This window comes from Roseomonas sp. CAU 1739 (assembly GCF_039839775.1).
GTDB lineage: Bacteria > Pseudomonadota > Alphaproteobacteria > Acetobacterales > Acetobacteraceae > Neoroseomonas.
Window position 1 is genome coordinate 32,644 of record NZ_JBDOQQ010000002.1, and the last position, 20,240, is coordinate 52,883.

17 protein-coding genes and 1 tRNA gene are annotated in these 20,240 nt (G+C 69.6%); 13 read left to right on the top strand and 5 right to left on the bottom strand.

All coding sequences use genetic code 11. The features are described from left to right. Positions 1-47 precede the first annotated feature (47 nt). From AAFN86_RS03755 to AAFN86_RS03765, 3 genes are all read left to right on the top strand, one after another. A complete protein-coding gene (locus AAFN86_RS03755; RefSeq protein ID WP_347541890.1) occupies positions 48-842 on the top strand; it encodes an amino acid ABC transporter ATP-binding protein in 795 nt (264 codons plus the stop codon). A gap of 378 nt (positions 843-1,220) precedes the next feature. After that, complete coding sequence (locus AAFN86_RS03760) at positions 1,221-3,182, top strand: potassium transporter Kup (RefSeq protein WP_408906583.1); 1,962 nt, start codon at positions 1,221-1,223, stop codon at positions 3,180-3,182. A 2-nt stretch (positions 3,183-3,184) separates the two neighbouring features. Continuing rightward, complete coding sequence (locus tag AAFN86_RS03765) at positions 3,185-3,550, top strand: hypothetical protein (protein ID WP_347541892.1); 366 nt, start codon at positions 3,185-3,187, stop codon at positions 3,548-3,550. A gap of 179 nt (positions 3,551-3,729) precedes the next feature. Here the strand turns inward: AAFN86_RS03765 and AAFN86_RS03770 are convergent. Beyond that, positions 3,730-3,805: transfer RNA gene (locus tag AAFN86_RS03770), tRNA-Ala, on the bottom strand. Positions 3,806-3,929: 124 nt separating this feature from the next. On the opposite strand from AAFN86_RS03770, the gene AAFN86_RS03775 reads away from it, so the two are divergent. Continuing rightward, a complete protein-coding gene (locus AAFN86_RS03775; RefSeq protein ID WP_347541893.1) occupies positions 3,930-4,667 on the top strand; it encodes a CoA transferase subunit A in 738 nt (245 codons plus the stop codon). 13 nt (positions 4,668-4,680) lie between these two features. After that, positions 4,681-5,334 (top strand): CoA transferase subunit B, encoded by a 654-nt coding sequence (locus AAFN86_RS03780; protein ID WP_347541894.1) that lies wholly within the window; start codon positions 4,681-4,683, stop codon positions 5,332-5,334. 283 nt (positions 5,335-5,617) lie between these two features. Here the strand turns inward: AAFN86_RS03780 and hrcA are convergent, their stop codons facing one another. Beyond that, on the bottom strand, positions 5,618-6,691 hold the full coding sequence (hrcA, locus tag AAFN86_RS03785) for a heat-inducible transcriptional repressor HrcA (protein ID WP_347541895.1): 1,074 nt from the start codon (positions 6,689-6,691) through the stop codon (positions 5,618-5,620). 114 nt (positions 6,692-6,805) lie between these two features. On the opposite strand from hrcA, the gene AAFN86_RS03790 reads away from it, so the two are divergent. The 4 genes from AAFN86_RS03790 (at position 6,806) to rdgB (ending at position 9,835) form a co-directional block, all read left to right on the top strand. Then, on the top strand, positions 6,806-7,123 hold the full coding sequence (locus AAFN86_RS03790) for a hypothetical protein (RefSeq protein ID WP_347541896.1): 318 nt from the start codon (positions 6,806-6,808) through the stop codon (positions 7,121-7,123). Further along, on the top strand, positions 7,120-8,310 hold the full coding sequence (locus AAFN86_RS03795) for a hypothetical protein (protein WP_347541897.1): 1,191 nt from the start codon (positions 7,120-7,122) through the stop codon (positions 8,308-8,310). The genes AAFN86_RS03790 and AAFN86_RS03795 overlap by 4 nt, the downstream gene beginning before the upstream one ends. A 39-nt stretch (positions 8,311-8,349) precedes the next feature. Further along, positions 8,350-9,066, top strand: a complete 717-nt coding sequence (gene rph, locus AAFN86_RS03800) for a ribonuclease PH (RefSeq protein ID WP_347541898.1) — start codon at positions 8,350-8,352, stop codon at positions 9,064-9,066. Positions 9,067-9,211: 145 nt separating this feature from the next. After that, positions 9,212-9,835, top strand: a complete 624-nt coding sequence (gene rdgB, locus AAFN86_RS03805) for an RdgB/HAM1 family non-canonical purine NTP pyrophosphatase (protein ID WP_347541899.1) — start codon at positions 9,212-9,214, stop codon at positions 9,833-9,835. 369 nt (positions 9,836-10,204) lie between these two features. On the opposite strand, the gene AAFN86_RS03810 is transcribed toward rdgB, so the two are convergent. Then, positions 10,205-10,678, bottom strand: coding sequence for a hypothetical protein (locus AAFN86_RS03810; protein WP_347541900.1), 474 nt, complete (start codon positions 10,676-10,678; stop codon positions 10,205-10,207). A 100-nt stretch (positions 10,679-10,778) separates the two neighbouring features. Continuing rightward, the gene (locus AAFN86_RS03815) at positions 10,779-12,311 is read right to left on the bottom strand and encodes a class I adenylate-forming enzyme family protein (RefSeq protein ID WP_347541901.1); all 1,533 of its coding nucleotides are present in this window, start codon (positions 12,309-12,311) and stop codon (positions 10,779-10,781) included. Positions 12,312-12,903: 592 nt separating this feature from the next. On the opposite strand from AAFN86_RS03815, the gene AAFN86_RS03820 reads away from it, so the two are divergent. Further along, entirely contained in the window at positions 12,904-14,013 is a 1,110-nt protein-coding gene (locus AAFN86_RS03820) for an alpha/beta hydrolase (protein ID WP_347541902.1), read from the top strand. Positions 14,014-14,389: 376 nt separating this feature from the next. Next, complete coding sequence (locus tag AAFN86_RS03825) at positions 14,390-15,040, top strand: Hint domain-containing protein (protein ID WP_347541903.1); 651 nt, start codon at positions 14,390-14,392, stop codon at positions 15,038-15,040. A 230-nt stretch (positions 15,041-15,270) separates the two neighbouring features. Here AAFN86_RS03825 and AAFN86_RS03830 read toward each other — a convergent pair whose 3' ends face one another. Continuing rightward, a complete protein-coding gene (locus AAFN86_RS03830) occupies positions 15,271-16,833 on the bottom strand; it encodes a hypothetical protein (RefSeq protein WP_347541905.1) in 1,563 nt (520 codons plus the stop codon). Between the two features lie 480 nt (positions 16,834-17,313). Here AAFN86_RS03830 and AAFN86_RS03835 point away from each other — a divergent pair, with 480 nt between their 5' ends. Together AAFN86_RS03835 and AAFN86_RS03840 are read left to right on the top strand one after the other, a co-directional pair. Further along, positions 17,314-19,614, top strand: coding sequence for an NADP-dependent malic enzyme (locus AAFN86_RS03835; RefSeq protein WP_347541907.1), 2,301 nt, complete (start codon positions 17,314-17,316; stop codon positions 19,612-19,614). A 51-nt stretch (positions 19,615-19,665) separates the two neighbouring features. Then, a complete protein-coding gene (locus tag AAFN86_RS03840; protein ID WP_347541908.1) occupies positions 19,666-20,109 on the top strand; it encodes a DUF488 domain-containing protein in 444 nt (147 codons plus the stop codon). The last annotated feature ends 131 nt before the right edge of the window (positions 20,110-20,240 follow it).

Below are 20,240 nucleotides of genomic sequence, written 5' to 3' on the forward strand. Positions count from 1 at the left end.
CGGTTTCAGCATCCATTCAAACAACGGCTCTGGGACACGAGACAACAATGAGCGCTGCACTGCAAACGGATGGCTTCATCGCCTCTTCCGTCCGCACCGACGCCCCGCCGGCGATCGTGCTCGACAAGGTCAACAAATGGTTCGGCGCGCTGCATGTGCTGCGCGACGTGGACCTCCAGGTGGCCTTGGGTGAGCGCGTGGTCGTCTGCGGCCCGTCGGGGTCCGGCAAATCCACCATGATCCGCTGCATCAACCGGCTGGAGACGCACCAGGAAGGCAAGATCCTGGTGGACGGGATCGAATTGTCGGACGACCTGCGGGCACTCGACGCCATCCGGCGCGAGGTCGGCATGGTGTTCCAGTCCTTCAACCTGTTCCCGCACCTCACCATCCTCGAGAACTGCACCCTTGCCCCCATCTGGGTGCGCAAGATGCCGAAGAAGGATGCCGAGGAACTGGCGATGGAATACCTGACCCGGGTGCGCATCCCCGAGCAGGCGAAGAAGTATCCGGGCCAGCTGTCCGGTGGCCAGCAGCAGCGCGTCGCGATCGCCCGTGCGCTTTGCATGAAGCCCAAGATCATGCTGTTCGACGAGCCCACCAGCGCGCTCGATCCCGAGATGATCAAGGAGGTGCTCGACACCATGGTCATGCTGGCGGCCGAGGGCATGACCATGATCTGCGTGACGCACGAGATGGGCTTCGCGCGGCAGGTTGCCGACCGCGTGGTGTTCATGGATCGCGGCGAGGTGGTGGAATCCGGCACGCCGGAGCAGGTGTTCAACGACCCGAAGACCGAACGCCTGCAGCTGTTCCTGAGCCAGATCCTGCGGGGGCACTGAGATCGGCCCTTCGGCCGATCTCAGACCCGCGGCCGCCTGTGGCGGCCGCGGGTGAGTTTTTGTTTGTGCCCTCAGACGGCGGGCGGCGGCCATCCGGCCGCCTTGCCTTCGCGCCATGCGCTGGCGCACCGGGGCGGCGCGGTTGGTCTGGGCGCGGTCGCGCTTCGCGCTCGCGGCCCGATGCGGGGGCATCGGGCCGGAGGGTTGGGAAACATCCGGCCCCCCCTCGCCTTTGCAGACTGGGCTGGCGCGGGGGGCGGTGCTCGGTTTGGGCGCGGTCGCGCCTTGCGCTCGCGGACCGATGCGCGGCATCGGGCCGAACGGTGAGCAGGGCGCCGCAGGTTGCTGGGCGATCGTTCCGATCGCGCGCAGGTGTCATTGGGGCAGGATTGCGGCAGCGGGGCCGGCGGGCCTATCACTGCGCAGTCTGCCGCACTGCAACGAGGCCCTGTGACCGCGCACACCCCTGACGCCGACAAGACCCGCGCCCTGACCCCTGCCCTGGTGCTGGGCGTTCTGGGCGTCGTCTATGGCGACATCGGCACCTCGCCGCTCTATGCGCTGCGGGCCGCACTGCTGCATTTCTCCGATGACGGGCTGGAACGCTGGGAAATCCTGGGCATCCTCAGCCTGATCATCTGGGCGCTGATCCTGACCGTCACGGTGAAATACGTCTTCTTCGTGCTGCGCGCCGATAATCGCGGGGAAGGCGGCATCCTCGCCCTGATGGCGCTGGCGCAGCGCAGCGTCGAATCGCCGCGGGCGCGCTGGGCGATCGCGCTCGTCGGCATTGTCGGAGCCTGCCTGTTCTTCGGCGACGGCATCATCACCCCGGCTATCTCGGTGCTGTCGGCCGTCGAAGGGTTGAAGGTGGTGGACGACGCCTTCGAGAAGGCGGTGATCCCGATCGCGGTCGTCATCCTGGTGGGGCTGTTCCTCGCGCAGTTCCGCGGCACCGGAAAGATGGGCGCGGTGTTCGGCCCGATCTGCGCCGCCTGGTTCTTCGTGCTCGGCGCGCTGGGCGTGGTCGAGATCGTCATCAACCCGTCCGTGCTGGCGGCGCTGTCGCCGCATTTCGCCGTGCAGTTCTGCCTGGAATACCGGCTGCTGGCCTTCGTCGCCTTCGGTTCCGTCGTGCTGGCGGTGACGGGGGCGGAGGCGCTGTATGCCGATATGGGCCATTTCGGCCGGACGCCGATCCGCTGGGCCTGGCTGTGGCTGGTGCTGCCGGCGCTGATGCTGAACTACCTCGGCCAGGGGGCTCTGCTGCTGCGCGACGCCTCGGCGCTGGAGAATCCCTTCTACCTGCTGGCGCCGGAATGGTTCCGCCTGCCGCTGGTGTTCCTGGCCACCGCGGCGACCATCATCGCCAGCCAGGCGATGATCTCCGGCGCCTACACCATCGCGCGGCAATGCGTGCAACTGGGCTTCATCCCCCGCCTGGAGGTGCGCCACACCTCCGAGACCGAGGAAGGGCAGATCTACATGCCCCAGGTGAACACGCTGCTGCTGATCGGCGTGCTGATCCTGGTGCTGTCCTTCCATACCTCGGACAATTTGGCGGCGGCCTATGGCATCGCAGTGACCGGAACCTTCGTGTGCACCTCCATGCTCGCGATGATCGTGTTCCGCAGGCAGTTCGGCTGGGCCTGGCCCGTGGTGATCGGCGTGTTCGGGCCGCTGCTGCTGCTGGACGTGCTGTTCTTCGCATCCAACGTGCTGAAGATCCCGCAGGGCGGCTATGTGCCGCTCGTGCTAGGGGCCGGGCTGTTCGCCATGATGACCACCTGGCATCGCGGGCGCGAATTGCTGTTCGCGCGGTTCCGCCAGGATGGGCTGCCGCTCAAATCCTTCATCGCGCGGCTGCCGCAGTCCCGCACCATCCGGGTGCCAGGCACCGCGGTGTTCATGACCAGCCAGGCCGACTTCCTGCCCGGCGCCTTGCTGCACAACCTCAAGCACAACAAGGTGCTGCATGAGAGGGTGTTCTTCGTCACCGTCACCAATGAAGGCATCCCCGCGGTCCCGGTCGAACGGCGCCGCGAGGTCGAGGAACTCTCCCCCAACATCCACCGCATCTTCCTGCGCTACGGCTTCCAGGAAAGCCCGAACATCCCGAAGGAACTCGAGGCGCTGAAGGAGGTCGGGATCCCCTTCGAACCGATGCAGACCTCCTATTTCCTCGGCCGCGAGACGGTGGTGGCGGCCGCGGTGCCGAAGATGTCGCGCTGGCGGCAATGGCTGTTCACCATCATGTCGCGCAACGCCGTGCCGGCGACGGAATTCTTCCGCATCCCGTCCGACCGCGTGGTCGAGCTCGGCGTGCGCGTGGCGATCTGACCATGGTGACGGTGTTGCTCGCCTTGGCGGCCGGCCCTGGTTTCCCCGAGGGCAACCCCGAACACCGGTACGAGATTTCGCTGGTGCTGGATCCCGGCGGGCGGCCCGATACGGCCGCCTGGCTGGCGGACCCGGTGCCTTGGCGGGCGCGGCGGGTGACGCCCGGCGCGGCGCCGGTCGAAGGCGATGTGCAGTTCGACCCGGACCATGGCTGGTCGATCCGCTTCTTCGGTGCGGCCGCGGAAGGGCCCGATGCACCCGAGACGCAGTTCGACTGTGGGACGGAACCGGTGCGGCCCGGCGAATACGTCACGGTCACCGAACCCAGCGGGGCGATGTTCTCCTACCGGGTGGTGGCGGTGACCTGACGCCAAGGGGGCGTTGCCTGGGCTCCGATACCGCTACCGGCGCGGGGCCCGCTCAGCCGGGCGTGCAGGCCACCCCAGCCGCGCGTTGCGGGAAACATCGTCACCTGAGCCGATGCGTGGCAACCGCCGCGATCCATGAAAAAGGGCCCGGGCAGTGATGCCCGGGCCCTTTGTCGAACTGGTGGAGCCAATCGGAATCGAACCGACGACCTCCTGAATGCCATTCAGGCGCTCTCCCAACTGAGCTATGGCCCCCCGGGGAAGAGGCGCGCCGTATAACCTTCACTTGCCCCCCCTGCAAGAGGGCAACTCCCTCTTTCGGCGCGCCGCGCGGAACGGTAGGGAGTGAGCCTCGGAAGTCCAGAGCGGGGAAGTGTCCATGGGCAAGGTCTATCCAGACGCGACGGCGGCGCTGGCCGGCGTGCTGCGCGACGGCATGGTAATCCATTCCGGCGGCTTCGGCCTGTGCGGCATCCCCGCCCTGCTGATCGAGGCGATCCGCGAATCGGGGGTGAAGGACCTCACCGTCGTGTCCAACAATGCGGGCATCGACGATGCGGGGCTGGGGCTGCTGCTCAAGACCCGGCAGATCCGCAAGATGATCTCTTCCTATGTCGGGGAGAATGCCGAATTCGCCCGCCAGTTCCTCGCCGGGGAGCTCGAGATCGAGTTCAACCCGCAAGGCACGCTGGCCGAGCGCATCCGCGCCGGCGGCGCGGGCATTCCCGCCTTCTTCACCAAGACCGGCGTCGGCACCGATGTCGCGAAGGGCAAGGAGACGCGGGAGTTCGACGGCGAGACCTATGTGATGGAGCGCGGCATCTTCGCCGACCTCGCCATCGTCCACGCCTATATGGCCGATACCGAGGGCAACCTCGTCTATCGGAAGACCGCGCGGAACTTCAATCCGATGATGGCGACCGCGGCGAAGGTGACGGTCGTGCAGGTCGAACACCTGGTGCAGGCCGGCGAGATCGATCCCGACCACATCCACACCCCCGGCATCTTCACCAAGCGCATGATCGTCTGCCCAGCCGGCTACGAGAAACGCATCGAACAGCGCACCGTGCGCAAGCGCCCCGCCGCCGCCGCGGCCGGCGCCGAATCCCTGGCCTGAGGAGCAGCGGAACATGCCCTGGACCCGCGACGAGATGGCCGCCCGGGCGGCCCGCGAACTGCAGGACGGCTTCTACGTGAACCTCGGCATCGGCATTCCGACGCTGGTGGCGAACCACGTCCCGACCGGCTTCAACGTGCAGCTGCAATCCGAGAACGGCATGCTCGGCCTCGGTCCGTTTCCCGTCGAGGGCGACGAGGATGCCGACCTGATCAATGCCGGCAAGCAGACCATCACCCAGCTGCCGACGTCGTCCTTCTTCGATTCCGCCCAGTCCTTCGGGATGATCCGCGGCGGGCATATCGACCTGTCGATTCTCGGCGCGCTGCAGGTGGCGGCGAATGGCGACCTCGCCAACTGGATGATCCCCGGCAAGATGGTGAAGGGGATGGGCGGCGCGATGGACCTGGTCGCCGGCGTGAAGAAGGTGATCGTGCTGATGGAGCACACCGCCGGCGGCAAGCCCAAGCTGCTGAAGGACTGCACCCTGCCGCTGACCGGCGCGCGGGTGGTGGACATGGTGATCACCGACCTCGGCGTGTTCGAGGTGGCGCGCAAGGGGCCGACGCGGCTTGTGCTGACCGAGCTCGCGACGGGGGTGAGTCTCGAGGAGATGCGCGAGAAGACCGAGGCGGCGTTCGAGGTGAGGCTGAAATTGGCCGCGTAGCGACCGCAGGCGGCATCGCGGGGCCTGACCTCGCGGTGCCGGCTGGGCGCGTGCCGGTGGCCCGGACGTATGCGCCACGCCCCGACGCTTGCGGCCCGGGGCCTTATACCAACGGCCGAATTCTTCGACCGTTGGTATCGGCTTCGGCCTGCCTTCGGACGCATCGTGCCGAAGGCACGCCCATGGCGTGAGGCGCAAACCTCCGGTTTGCTTGGCTTTCGCCGGACGACCGGCGGGCCGCCTTCGCGGCCTCGGCACAGGTCAATGACTCGTGCCGTTGGTATTACCCCAGCAGCCGCCCGATCACCCGGGCCGTATAATCCACCACCGGGATCACGCGCCCGTAGTTGATCCGCGTCGGCCCGATCACCCCGATCGCGCCCACGATCTTCTCCGCCCCATTGCGGAAGGGTGCTACCACCATCGACAGCCCGGCGCTGTCGAACAGCCCGCTTTCCGCCCCGATGAAGATCTGCACCCCTTCGCCGCGCTGGGCGAGGTCCAGCAGCCGAAGCATCGTCTCCTGCTGCTCCAGCCGCTCGAACAGCCGCTTGATCTCGGACACGCGCGCTGCCTGGTCGATCGTCTCCAGCAGCCTGGCCTGGCCGCGGATGATCAGCGACCCGCCCTGCCCACCCGTCCAGGTGCCAAGCCCGGCCTCGATCACCTGCTGCGTCAGGGCATCGAGCGCGGTCCGGTTGTCCGCCACCTCAGTCGCGATGATGCCGCGCGCATCCTCCAGCGTGCGGCCGGCCAGCCGGGCATTCAGGTAGTTCGACGCCTGCACCAGCGCCGAGGGCGGCAGGCCCGCCGGCACCTCGATGACGCGGTTCTCGACCTGCCCATCCTCGTGCACCAGCACGACCAGCGCGCGGCCCGGGCCGAGGGCGACGAACTCGATGTGCCGCACCATGCCCTCGGTGGTGGGTGCGACCACCAGCCCCGCCGCCCCGGCCAGGCCCGACAGCATCTGCCCGGCTTCCCCCAGCGTTTCCTGCAAGGACCGGCCGGAGGCGGCGCAGCGGGCGCTGATCGCACCCCGCTCCTCCTCCCCCAAGGCGCCGAATTCCAGCAGCCCGTCGACGAACAGCCGCAGCCCGCGTTCGGTCGGCAGGCGCCCTGCCGATGTGTGCGGCGCATAGAGCAGCCCCGCATCCTCGAGGTCGGCCATGGCGTTGCGGATCGTGGCGGGCGACAGGCCGAGCGGCAGCCGGCGTGACAAGGTGCGTGAGCCCACGGGCTCGCCCGTCTCGACATAGGTTTCGACCAGCTCGCGCAGAATGATCGCGCTGCGGCTGTCGAGGCCCGCGAGGCTGGCGCTTGTCGGCGCGGGCCGCGGAATTCCGTTCGGTACCATTTTCATTTGTCCATCCGGGAGAGCCTATGGACTCGGCTCGGCTCCGGTCAACGGCCGGGACGCGTGAATCCGTCTCCATCCCGCCATATGGTGCGCCGTCGCAAGGAGATCATCATGGTCGAAACCATTCCACTGACAGTCGATGCCCCCGGAATGAAGGGCTTCGGCGGATTGCCGGGGCAGGAGTTGCTGGGCGATGCTGGCACCACGGTGGTCGACGTCGCCGCCGACGTCCTCGCCGCCGGGTTGCAGAAGATGATCGGCCAGGTGGCGCGCATGCTGGCCGCGGCGGATACCGCCGGCACCGGCTGGGATGTGAAGGAAGCGAAGATCTCGCTTGGCGTCGATGCCAATGGGCAGGTCAGCCTCTGGGCGCTGAAGGGCCAGGCGGGGGCCAAGGCGAGCCTCGACATCACGCTGCGCCGGCCGTGAGCGACGCCGGGGCGGATCGGCGCCGCCTCGGCGAATGGCTGGTGCCGTTGCAGGAAGCCGCGCTCAGCGCCATCACGCCCGACCGCGCGGTCTGGCGCCGCATGCTGGAAGGGCGCGACAATGAGGATTGGGCGGCGCAGGTCTCGGCCAGGCTCGGCGAGGATGACACGGTGCGCGAGGCCCGCCGCGCCCGCCTCGCCGCGCTGGAGGCTGGGCGACTGACGGCACTCGATGCGCCCTGGGTGCTCGACTTCGTGCAGGAGAAACTGGATGCCGTGGCGGCGGCGGCGCAGGCGCTGGGCGCCCCCCCGCCGCGCCGTCCCCCGCTGGTCGCCACCACCATGGGCGGGTCCGTGAATGGCTGGGCGATCGACCCCGGTGTCGCCGGGCATACCCTGATCCTCATTCCGGTCGGGCTGTGCATGTTCTGCAACCTGGCGGCCAAGGCGATCGCCCGGGTGGCGCCACGGCGCGAAACCGGGCCGGGCCGCTTCGCCTTCGACTTCGCACCGCCGGCGCTGCGCCGATCACTCGGGCAGGACCGCACGCCGGCACTGCGCTTCGCCGAGCTGGTGCGCGCCTATCTGCTGGAGGGCCGGCCCGAGGCCGCCCGGCGCAGCCTGCCCGATGCCAGCCACATCCCGCTGCACAACACGCTGCTGCGGTCGATGGAGATATTCCTCGTCGCCCATGAATACGGCCATGTGGCGGCCGGGCATCTCGACCTGCCGCCCAACCCCCCGCCAGATCCGCATCGCTGCGAGCATGAGGCGGATATTGCCGGCTTCGCGGCCACCGCCGCGGTGTTGCGCAGCGAGAATACCGATCCGGTCAATGCGCTGGTCGGCGCGCATCTGTTCCTGCGCAGCGCCGGAATCGTTGCGCGCTGCCTGGCGCTGCTGGGCGGCGAGGACCCCGCGACCGCCGGCGGCGACACGCCCACCCACCCCGCGGCGGCCAGGCGCATCGCCGTGCTCGCCGGCCTCGCCGACCGCATCATCGGCGAGGGGCCGGCCAAGGGTGCGCGGGAAGCGTGCGGCCGCTACGACATCATCCTCGACGACTTCGCCGCCACCGCCGAGGCGCAGATGACCGCCCTGCACAAAGCCGGCTGCGCACCGCACGCCATCTGGCGCCCGGCCGGGCGGGCGCCGCAACAGGGTGCATGGCCGGCCCTGGCATTGTAGAAGCCGCGCCTGACCATTGTTCTTCGGGAACCCTGCCCCATGCGCCCCTCCGGCCGCGACGCCTCCGCCCTCCGCACCGTCAGCTTCGAACCCGGCTTCGCCCGCCACGCCGAAGGGTCCTGCCTGATCCGCATGGGCGTGACCGAGGTGCTGTGCACCGCAAGCGTGGAAGGGAAGGTGCCGCCCTTCCTGCGCGGCCAGGGCCAGGGCTGGGTCACCGCCGAATACGGCATGCTGCCCCGCGCCACCCACACACGCGGCGATCGCGAGGCCGCCCGCGGCAAGCAATCTGGCCGCACCCAGGAAATCCAGCGCCTGATCGGCCGTTCCCTGCGCGCCGTCACCGACATGAAGGCGATGGGCGAGATGACCATCGCCATCGACTGCGACGTGCTGACCGCCGATGGCGGCACGCGCTGCGCGTCCATCACCGGCGCCTGGGTGGCCCTGCACCTGGCCTTCGAGCACTGCCGCCGCATGAACATCATGACCCGCAACCCGCTGAAGGATCAGGTCGCCGCCGTGTCCTGCGGGGTGTGGCAGGGCACGCCGGTGCTCGACCTCGACTATGCCGAGGACAGCAAGGCCGATGCCGACGCGAATTTCGTTCTGACCGGCGCGGGCGGCATCGTCGAAGTGCAGGGGACCGCCGAAGGCGCGCCGTTCTCCGATGCGGAGCTGATGGCGCTGCTGGGGCTGGCGCGGAGCGGGACAGCGGAGCTGTTCGCGAAGCAGCGGGCGGCGGTCGGGCTGTGACGGGCGGCGGGGAAGGTCGGGGGAGGAACACCTCCCCCGAATCCCCCTCCGTTTTCTATCGATTGGCGCCGGCTTTTGTCGCCAGTTCCCAGGATCCAGAAAAAGGAGGGGGATCGGGGGAGTTCTCTCCCCCGACCTTTCTGCCATGACCCATCGCGCCCTGACGCGTGGCGATCGCATCGTCATCGCCACCCACAACAAGGGCAAGCTGCGCGAAGTCGCGGCCCTGCTCGCGCCCCATGGCATCGAGACGGTGAGCGCCGGCGAGCTCGGCCTGCCGGAACCGGAGGAGACCGAGGAGAGTTTCATCGGCAACGCCGCCATCAAGGCGCGGGCCGCGGCGCAGGCGTCGGGCCTGCCGGCGCTGGCCGATGATTCGGGCTTTTCAGTTGCCGCGCTGGTCGGCGCGCCGGGCGTGCGCACGGCCGATTGGGCGATGCAGCCCGACGGGTCGCGCGACTATGCGGATGCGATGCGCAAGGTGATGGAGGCCGCGCAGGATTTCGAGGACCGGACTTCGTGGTTCAGTTGCGCCCTGGTGCTGGCATGGCCGGATGGGCACCTGGAAGGCTTCGAGGGCCGTGCCATGGGCCATTGGGTGTGGCCGCCGCGTGGGCAGCACGGCTTCGGGTATGATCCGATGTTCCAGCCGGATCGCCGGGAGGAGACCTTCGGCGAGATGGACCCGGCCGAGAAGCACCGCATCAGCCATCGTGCCGCCGCGTTCAGGCTTCTTTCGGCAGCATGTCTGCCGCCGGCGGGCGCCTGAAGGCCTGTTGGGCGCGGCACGTCCTTCATCATGCCAGCGGCCGGACCCCTCGACCGCCGGCATCCGCATCCGCGTGCCGCAGGCACACGTCGTGCCGAAGGCAAACCGCGGGGTGGGGCGATGTTCGCGGCCGCGACAGGCATCAGGAACGCCTGCGTTCGGCATGTCCGCCACTTGCTGTGCGAGCCCCGCAAGACAGCCCGAAGTCCGTGGTGCCCAATCCGCCAATGACGACGGCAACGCGCCTGCCCTGCCGGGCGCCAGGCATCGGTTTCCAAAGGCCCACCGGCCTTTGGTGGGGTGGCTTGGAGGGGCAAGGCCCCTCCAACCTTCCGTCGCAATCGGGCGCGATTGACGCGCCGTGCCGCGTCAGTTTGGCGGCACTTCCGAGAAGAACACCTGCGTCGGGATGCCCCGGCCGCGATCGTAGTGGCCGACCCAGATGTCGTACTGGCCGGATTGCGGCTGGCGGAACACGATGCCCGGATTGGTGCCCTGGAAATCGTCGTTGCAAACCCAGCGGCCGTTCGGAAGGTTCACCACCAGCGTGACGTCGGCGTTGGACCGCGCGCCGATCCACAACGGCAGCCCGCCGCCCGCCTGGTAGTTCAGCCGCACATCGGGCGGCTGCGCGATGGAACCGACGCAGCCCGGCCCGCCGATGCGTTCGGCCGGGATGTTGCCGCCGGCGGTGACGTTCACCACGAAGGGATCGGGATTGAAGTTGAAACGCAGATTCGCGGTGCCGAAGGACGGCCGCAGATTGTAGTTCTGCGCCGCGACGCCGCCGGCGCCGAGCGCCAGGACAACCGCCGCGCCCGCCAGGATACGTCTAGAAAACATGAATAAGCCTCCCGAATAAGTCGGGCGGATGATCCCGCGGCGAACCGATCGTCGCAAGCGAAGCTTTGCCGGCGCGGCGGCGATGGACCGGCATGGCCGGCTACTGCGGCATCCGCGCAACAAGACTCGGGCGTGGGCCGTCCTCCAGTGCATGGGTCGCCAGGATCGCCTCCCGCACCCGGGCGCGGACCACCTTGCCCTGGGCGTTGCGCGGCAGTTCCGGCAGCGCCAGCCAGGCGCGCGGATGCTTGGGGCGCGCCAGGGCGGCGACGCGGGCCACGGCGTCATCCTGCCAGCCCGGCGGCGGGTTCTCGGCAACCGCGACGATCACCTCTCCCCAATAGTCGGATGGCAGGCCGACCACGCAGATCGCCCGTCCGCCGGCCGCGCCGTCCAGCACGCTTTCGATCTCGCCGGGATGGATGCGGTAGCCGCCGGACTTCATCACATCGGCCGCGCGGCCGGACAGGTGCACCCGGCCGCGCGCGTCGATCGCGCCGAGATCCCCTGTCCGGTGCCAGGCGCCGGGCGGTCGGGCGGCGAAGCCGGCGGCGCTGATCGTGCCGGCATTCATGTGGCGGCCGCGCAGCCAGATCTCTCCGGGTTCGAGCGGCGGGAGCGCCGTGCCGTCGCCGTCGCGGATGGTGACCTCCACGCCAGGCCCGGGCCAACCGAGGCAGGCGCCGAGGCCAGGGTCGGGCTGCGTCATGATCTCCGCCACCTCGGGCGCTTCCAGCACGGTGATGGGGTTGAAGCATTCGCTCATGCCGTAGGTGATGCGCACCACCGGGCCGAAGGCGTCGGCCGCACGGCGCCACAACTCGCGCGACAGGGTCGAGGTGCCGGTGAAGATGCAGCGCACGCCGTCGAACCGCCGTCCCGGAAACAGCGAGAGGATCTTCGCCAGCACGGTCGGCGGCGCGAAGATCGCGGCGGGGCCGGCGGCGAGGATCGGCTCGATGGCGTCGGCCCGTACGCCATCCTGCAGGACGATCTCCGCCCCCTGCTCCAGCCAGGCGGCGGCAATCAGCGAGGCGCCGTGCACATAGGGCGTCATCAGCAGCACACGATCGCCGCGGCCGGGGGTGAAGGGCAGCACGGCGCGTTGCAGCAGATGCGCGGTCCAACGGCCGCCATGCGTATGCACGATCGCCTTGGGCTTTCCGGTGGTGCCGGAGGTGAAGATCAGCCGGCCCCAGGCCTCGGCCGGGACGGGGGGCAGGGCGATGCCGGCAGGATCGGGAGCGATGGCTTCGATCGGCCAGGGGTCGAAGCCGAGCGCCGCCAGGCGCGCAGTCTGCGCGCCGGGCGCGAGGATGCGGCGGAAGCCGGCCAGTTCGGCGAACCAGAGGATCTCGGCATCGGTCGAATGGGCGTTGACCGGGACCTCCGCAGCGCCAGCGATGGTCACGCCGGCGCTAACCCAGGGCGCGTCGACACCATTCGGCACCAGGGTCGCGATCGGCGCGCCGGGCGCGACGCCGGCCGCGCGCAGCCGATGCGCGGCCGCGTGCGCCCGTGCGGCAAGCGTGGCGAAGGTCATCTCCGCCACGCCATCGGTGACGGCGACGCGGTCGCCGAAGCGCGCGGCCAGTGTGAGCAGGTCGTTGGACCAGGCGATTCCATCCCTCATGGCGGCAGATTCGTCGCGGTGGGCCGGGGCGTCAAACCGGGGGCGCGCGAGGAGCGGCTTTGCGCCCATGCGTGCTGAAGGTTGGAGGGGCGCCCGCCCCTAGGCGCGAGGATAAGGTTCCGGGCGGTGGAACCGGAGAGGGCTTTGCCCCCTCCGGACCTCCCCCACTAAAGGCTTAAGGCCTTTGGAAACCTCGACTTGGTGCAGTGCCCGATGGTTGGTCCCCAGGGTGAACGTGGCCTTGGGCACGAGAACGGATCCCGGGCGCTCATGCGACCCGCTGTGCCAGATATGGGTTTCCAAAGGCCCAGGGACATTGGAAACCGATATCCGGCGCAGGGCAGCGCCGGCTGAAAGAATGCCCGGCTTCGCTTCCGTTCCCGACGCGACATTCACTTCGGGGGATGACCCATCAGCTTGGCACCAAGTGATGGTTTCCAAAGGGCCACTGCCCTTTGGTGGGGTGGTTTGGAGGGGCAAGGCCCCTTCAACGTCCTGCCTGCCATCGCGCGAACGGGCGCCGCCCCTCCGGTGATCTTGATCCTCGCGCCCAATCCGGGCCGGATGCGCGGCAACATCCGGAGGAACGCCCATGGACCCGCTCAGCCCCGCCGCCCTGCCTGCCGGTATCCGGTCGCGCATGGTCCCTGGCATCAACGGCCTGACCATGCATGTGCTGGAGGCCGGCAAGCCGGGCCAGCCCGTCCTGCTCCTGCTGCACGGCTTTCCCGAGCTCGCCTTTTCCTGGCGCCGGGTGATGGTGCCGTTGGCCGAGGCCGGCTTCCACGTCATCGCGCCGGACCAGCGCGGCTACGGCCGGACCATCGGGTGGTCGGACGCCTACGACACCGACCTGCGGACCTTCGCGATGCTGAACCTGGTGCGCGACCAGCTGGCGCTGCTGGCGACGCTCGGCATGCCGCATGTGCATGCTGTGATCGGTCATGATTTCGGCTCGCCGGTCGCGGCTCATTGCGCGCTGGTGCGGCCGGACGTGTTCCGCCGGGTGGCGCTGATGAGCGCGCCTTTCGCGGGGCCGCCGGCCATAGGGTCGTCGCATCGCGCGCCGGCGGCCGATATCGCGCAGGCGCTGGCGGCGCTGCCGCGGCCGCGCAAGCACTACCATTGGTACTACGCCACGCGTCCGGCGAATGGGGACATGATGACCGCGCCGGAAGGGCTGCATGCGGTCCTGCGCGCCTACTACCACCACAAATCCGGCGACTGGGCGGGCAACGACGTCTTTCCGCTGGCCGGCTGGACGGCGGATGAGCTGGCGAAGCTGCCGACCTACTACGTGATGGATGCCGCCGAGACGATGCCGCAGACGGTGGCGCATGAAATGCCCTCAGCTGCGCAGATCGCCGCCTGCACCTGGCTGACCGAGGCGGACCTTGCCGTCTATGCCGCCGAATATGGCCGCAGCGGATTCCAGGGCGGGCTGAACGGGTACCGGACGCGCTTCCTTGGCACGAACATGGAAATGGAAGTGTTCGCCGGCTGCCGCATCACCGTGCCGGCCACCTTCATCGGCGGCGCGCGGGACTGGGGCGTGCAGCAGGCGCCGGGCGCGCTGCGCAAGATGGAAACCGAGGCGACCGCGGATTGGCGCGGCACGCATCTGGTGCCGGGCGCGGGGCATTGGGTGCAGCAGGAACGGCCGGAGGAGACGGTGCGGCTGTTGCTGGGCTTCGTCGCATAGGACGGGTTCCGCGCGCCGCGCCGACGGCGCCCGGACCGCCGCAACCGTCATACCGGCATCGTAGTCGTGCCGATACCGCCTGGTCCGGCCAGGACCGCCAGGCCGGTGGCCGGGACCCCGGCCATGCAATCCCCGGGACCGGCTTGGGCGCCAATATGACGTTTTCGTGAGTCCGCGCGATGCACGGTGCAATCGCAGGTACCCGTCCCCGACCGTCACAGATCGTATCGGGACGCCAAGGAATTTGAACTCAACCCATTGATTGGGTTGGAAAAATTTTCGCGCCATGGTTCCATGGACGTGGTGGAAGTCCCCCTGCTTCCACGCCTGCCAGCGTCTTCCCGGCTGCCTCGGCCGGGATGAATCCAGGCCTGCCATGACCGCCATGACCTTCCGCCGCCCCGACCCCGACCGCTGCGACGCCACCTGCTTCGCGGCCGGAACGCTGATCGCCGTCGCCGACGGCGCGGTGCCGGTCGAGACGCTGCGCCCCGGCGACCTGGTGGCGACAGTCCATGGCGGGCCCCTGCTGCAGCCGCTGGTCTGGGTCGGGTCGCTGCATGTGAACATCACGCGCCACCCAAAGCCCGCGCGCATCGCCCCGGTGATCATCCGTGCCGGCGCGCTGGGCGACGGCGTGCCGTTCCGCGATCTGCGCGTCAGCCCCGAGCACGCGCTGTTCCTCGGCGGACGGCTGGTGCCGGCGCGGCTGCTGCTGAATGGCAGCAGCATAGTGCAGGACATGGTCTGCCGCGCGGTCACCTACCACCACATCGAGCTCGACCGGCACGGCCTGGTCATCAGCGAGGGTGCGGTGAGCGAGACCTATGTCGATGAAGGCAGCCGGCACCTGTTCGACCAGCCGAAGATCGCGGTGCTGGCGGCCGACGGCGCCGCGTTGCGCGGTAACGGGCGCTACGCCGAAGCGGTCTGCGCGCCGGTGCTGATCGAGGGCGATCCGGCGCTGGAGGTGCTGCGCCGGCGGCTCGCGGTATCGCCACGGCCGGCCGGGCAGCAGCCCGGCTGACCGCCGAGACGGCCATGCCCCTTGGTCCACGGCGAGGACCGCTGGCGACGTGAAGGAGACGTGGCGATGCGGGGGGGCCGAAATCCACCGATGCCTCATCGCCATGGGCAAGACCGGGAAGGCGTCGCGCTCGCTCACACGCCCTTCGACCGCCTTGCTGCCCGGGGTTGTCCGCCGGCCGATCCCGACGCCGCTGCACCACCCCCGGCGGCGATGGCCGGTCACCGCCGCTACCGCAACGCCGGCACCGTCCGCGGCGCACCGCCGCGCCGCACCAGGCACCAGCGTTCCTCCTCCGGTGCCGGACCGCAGCCGGGCCAGTACGCCGCCCGGCAGAACCGGTTGGCGCTGGTGAACCATTCGGCGCTTCCCGTGCAGCCCTGCCAATGCAGCGGCTGCGTGGCATCGCGCGACAGGTGCAGCACCTCCAGCCAGATATCGCCCACATCCTCCAGCGTCGGCATCAGGTCGGAAAACCATTCCCAGCGGGCCGGGCGCGCCGGCCGCGCGACGGCGATCGCACCGCGCCCGACGGCGCGCCGGTAGCCCTTCAGGAAGTGTGATTCCAGCCGCACGGTGATGGGGCCGGGCGGCGTGCCGATGATCAGCTCGGCGACCGTCATGTCGCATTCCTCCGGCAGCACCAGCGCGGTGGGGAAGGCGAAGGCGGTGCCCAGGAAGGTCCCGCCGCGCGCGAACAGGTCGATCTCGAAGAAGAAGCCGACCACACGCATGCGGGACGCCACGGCGGTCAGGTAGGCATCCTCGCCGCCCGGCGGGATGCGCGCCCATTCGGCGGCGATGGCGTGCCATGTCGCGGCGAGGCTGGCGTGGTCCGGCTCGGTTTCGGCCCAATGGCGTTCCAGATCGGTGGGGAAGCCGCGAGCGCCACCGTCGCGCTGCTGGGCAATGGCGCGGGCGAGCGTCTCCCGCGCGCCGCTCGCCCCCCAGGACACGACGTGGACCAGATGGTGCCGGGCGCCGCGATGGTCGAGCGTGGCCTGCAAAAGCACGCCCAGGCCCTGCGCCGTGAGGCCGCCCTGGCTCTGTCCGGTGATGAACACCTCCCCGCCGTGCCGGGGATCCGTGGCGTAGTCGGCCGCATCGCGGATCATCCGCAGCGCGGCGTTCGAGACATATTGCGCGCGCCCCATAGTCAGTCCGGAGGCCCAGCTGCGCAGGTCGGTGCGCTCGAACACATGCGTGCCGGCGATGGCGTAGATGCGATGCGCCGGCCGCGCCGCATCCCCGCGCGCTTCCAGCACCATGGCGGCGAAACCCGTGTAGCGGTCGGTGTAGAGGCGTATCACCTCATAGGCCGCGAGGGCATCATCGGGCTCGCCTTCCGCCAGGAAGGGCGGCGTCCCGGCGCCGCTGTCACGCACGTCATAGGCGCGGTTCGCCGCGGCGACGGTCGCGGTGTCCACCCGCCACAACGCCGGGTGGCGCGACCGTCGGTCCTGCAGGACGGCCGCGCCATCAAGGTCGGTGCGATAGGTCGTGGCGGGATGACCGTCGGGCAGCACCAGGTCGCGCACGTCGCGCAGATGCAGTTCGACCCGCGCCAACCGGCCGCGCCCCTCGAAGGTCGCTGACACGCGGTGATGCGCGAGGATGTCGCGCGCGAAGGGCAAGGCGCGCGCGAAGGACAGTTGCAGGTCGCGCACCGGTTCGGCGGTGGCCGCATCGCAGCCGGGCGACTGGGCGCGCACCGCCGATGCGCCACCAAGGAGGAAACACAGCACGAGGAGCACGGCCAGCATGGCGCCGGCGCGCGGATGCGGCGGGGCCATCACGCTTCGGGGGGCGTCCTTGCGGGCGCGACGATTGGAGGGGCGCCGCCCCTCCAAGCCACCCCGCCAGGAGCCAACGGGCTCCCGGACCGCGGGATTCGGGCGGGCGGCAGCGCCCGTGTGGGCCGGCAATCCGATTGGCACCGGGGTGCCTGGGCCGAACCTCGCTCACGCATCAGCCTACATCCCACCCGGGTGGCCTGGCGCCAAGATGACGGAATCCAACATGCCCCGTGCCTCTTGCGGCGGGGGCGAGGCCCCTCTGGCCCTGCCCCTGGGCAGGATCCTGGCGTCGCGCACTGCCGCTCCGGTCTCGCCACAACGTCCCTCGGCGCGGTCCGTTGCCCCTGCGCGCGGCATCCTGTCGAAGCCACGCCGCATCTCTACCGCGACTGCGAAGCCAGGGGGTCGCGGTGCATCCCCCATGGCTGCACAATGGCGCGCATACCAAGCAACGAAACCCGCGACGGGACGAATTCCATGGACGACGTGAAGCTGCCGCCAACCGAAGACACGCGCACCGCCCGCGTGACCGGGGAGGAGGCGCTGGCGATGCACGCCGAGGGCCGGCCCGGCAAGCTCGAGATCCGGCTGACCAAGCCGCTGATCACCGCGCGCGACCTCTCGCTCGCCTATTCGCCCGGCGTGGCCGAGCCCTGCCTGCATATCCACCGCGATCCGAAGCTCGCCTACGACTACACGGCCAAGGGCAATTTCGTCGCCGTCATCTCGAACGGCACCGCCGTGCTGGGCCTGGGCAATCTGGGCGCGCTGGCGTCCAAGCCGGTGATGGAAGGCAAGGTCGCGCTGTTCAAGCGCTTCGCCGATGTGGACGGCATCGACCTGTGCGTCGATACCGAGGATGTGGACGCCTTCGTCAATTCGGTCCGCTATCTCAGCCCGTCCTTCGGCGGCATCAACCTTGAGGACATCAAGGCGCCGGAATGCTTCGTCATCGAGCAGCGGCTGCGCGAGCTGATGGACATCCCGGTCTTCCATGACGACCAGCATGGCACCGCCATCGTGGCGGCAGCGGGGCTGATCAACGCCATCCACCTGACCGGGCGCGACATCAGGACGACGCGCCTGGTGATCAACGGCGCCGGTGCGGCCTCCATCGCCTGCGCCGAACTGGTCAAGGCGATGGGGATGCGCACCGAGAACGTCATCCTGTGCGACACCAAGGGCGTCATCTACCGTGGCCGCACGGAAGGCATGAACCAGTGGAAGTCGGCACATGCGACGACCACCGATGCCCGGACGCTGACCCAGGCGCTGGACGGCGCCGACGTGTTCTTCGGCCTATCGGTGAAGGGCGCGCTGACGCCCGAGATGCTGCGCGCCATGGCGCCGAAGCCGATCCTGTTCGCCATGGCCAATCCCGACCCCGAGATCACGCCGGATGAAGCCCGCGCCGCGCGGCCGGACTGCATCATCGCCACGGGCCGTTCGGACTATCCCAACCAGGTCAACAACGTCCTGGGCTTCCCCTTCATCTTCCGCGGCGCGTTGGATGTGCGGGCCAGCACCATCAACGACGCGATGAAGATCGCCGCCGCCGAGGCGCTGGCGATGCTGGCGCGCGAAGACGTGCCCGAGGAAGTGGCCGGTGCCGGTGCGGGCAAGTCGCTGCGCTTCGGCCCCGAATACATCATCCCGAACGCCTTCGACCCGCGGCTGATTTCCCGCGTGTCGCCCGCCGTCGCCAAGACGGCGATGGATTCGGGCGTGGCGCGCAAGCCGATCATCGACCTGCAGCGCTATTCCCGCGACCTCGCCAACCGGCTGGATGCGACGGTCGGCGCGCTCGAGGCGATCTCGGAATCGGTGCGGCAGAACCCCAAACGCGTGGTCTTCGCCGAGGGCGAAGAAGAGAAGGTGATCCGCGCCGCCATCGCCTTCCGCAACGCCGGCTACGGCACGCCCATCCTGGTGGGCCGCGAGGATCGCATCCATGCGGTGGCCGCGGCCCTCGGCATCCCGCTGCCGGACGGCATCGAGATCCACAACGCGCGCCTGTCCGATTCCAACCGTCGCTATGCCGAACACCTGTATGCCAAGCGCCAGCGCGAAGGCTTCCTGCTGCGCGACTGCCAGCGCCTGGTGAACCAGGACCGCAACGTGTTCGGCGCCTGCATGGTGGCGACCGGCGATGCGGATGCGATCGTCACCGGTTCCACGCGGTCCTATTCGGTGGCGCTGGAGGGGATCAACATGGCGATCGACCCCATCCCGGGTCGCGTCGTCTTCGGCGTGTCGATCATCGTCTCGCGCCGCGCCGGCACGGTGCTGGTGGCCGATACCGCCATCCATGAACGGCCGGATGCGGAAACGCTGGCCGGCATTGCGCGAGGATCGGCGGCGGCGGCGCGGCGGCTGGGGCTGGAACCCCGTGTCGCCTTCCTGTCCTTCTCGACCTTCGGCGACCCACGCGGGACCATTCCCGGCTCGATCCGCGATGCGGTGAAGCTGCTGACCGAACGCGGCGCGGATTTCGAGTTCGATGGCGAGATGTCAGCCGATGTCGCGCTCGACCCCGGCCTGCGGGCGTCGCTCTATCCGTTCTGCCGTCTGACCGGCCCCGCCAACGTGCTGATCATGCCGGGGCTGCACGCCGCGCACATCCTGACGCGTTCGGTGCCGCGGCTGACCAGTTCGACGGTGATCGGGCCGCTGCTGACCGGACTATCCCATTCGGCGCAGATCGTGCCGATGCAGGCGGGGGTGAACCAGATGCTGGATGTCGCCTGCCTCGCGGCCCACGCCGCGACGCTCAAGTGATGGCGGCCCATGCCGCGGCGCGGGAATGACGGCGGGCCAGGCGGCGCAGCCGTGACTCCGGCGGCCGAGGTCCTGACCATCGGCTACGAACGAACCACCCCGGCCGGGCTGATTGCCGCGCTGCAGGGGTCGGGCGTGCGGGTGCTGGTCGATGTTCGCGCGCTGGCAAACAGCCGCAAGCCGGGCTTCGCCAAGACCTCGCTGTCGGCTTCGCTCGAGGCGGCGGGCATCGGCTACCTGCATCTGCGCGCCCTCGGCACCCCGGCGGAAGGCCGCGCGGCGGTGCGATCGGGCCGTCCGGCCGAGATGCGCCGCATCTTCGCCGCCCACCTGGCGGGGACCGAGGCGCAGGCGGCGCTGGCCAACCTGTCCGACCTTGCGCGGCAGCAGCGCGTTTGCCTGCTGTGCCTGGAAGCCGATCCGCGGCAATGCCACCGGACGCTGGTGGCCGAGGCGGTGGGGCTGCCGATCACGCATCTGATGCCTGCCGCGTGAGGATCAGTCGGCGGGGGCCTCGCTGTCCCGTGCCGGGGTGGTGTCCTCCGTCGCGGTGACGCGGTGCGCCGCGTCGGGTGCGGCGACATCGCGGTCAGGCGCCGGGGGCGGTCGGCGCGGCGCGAAGATGC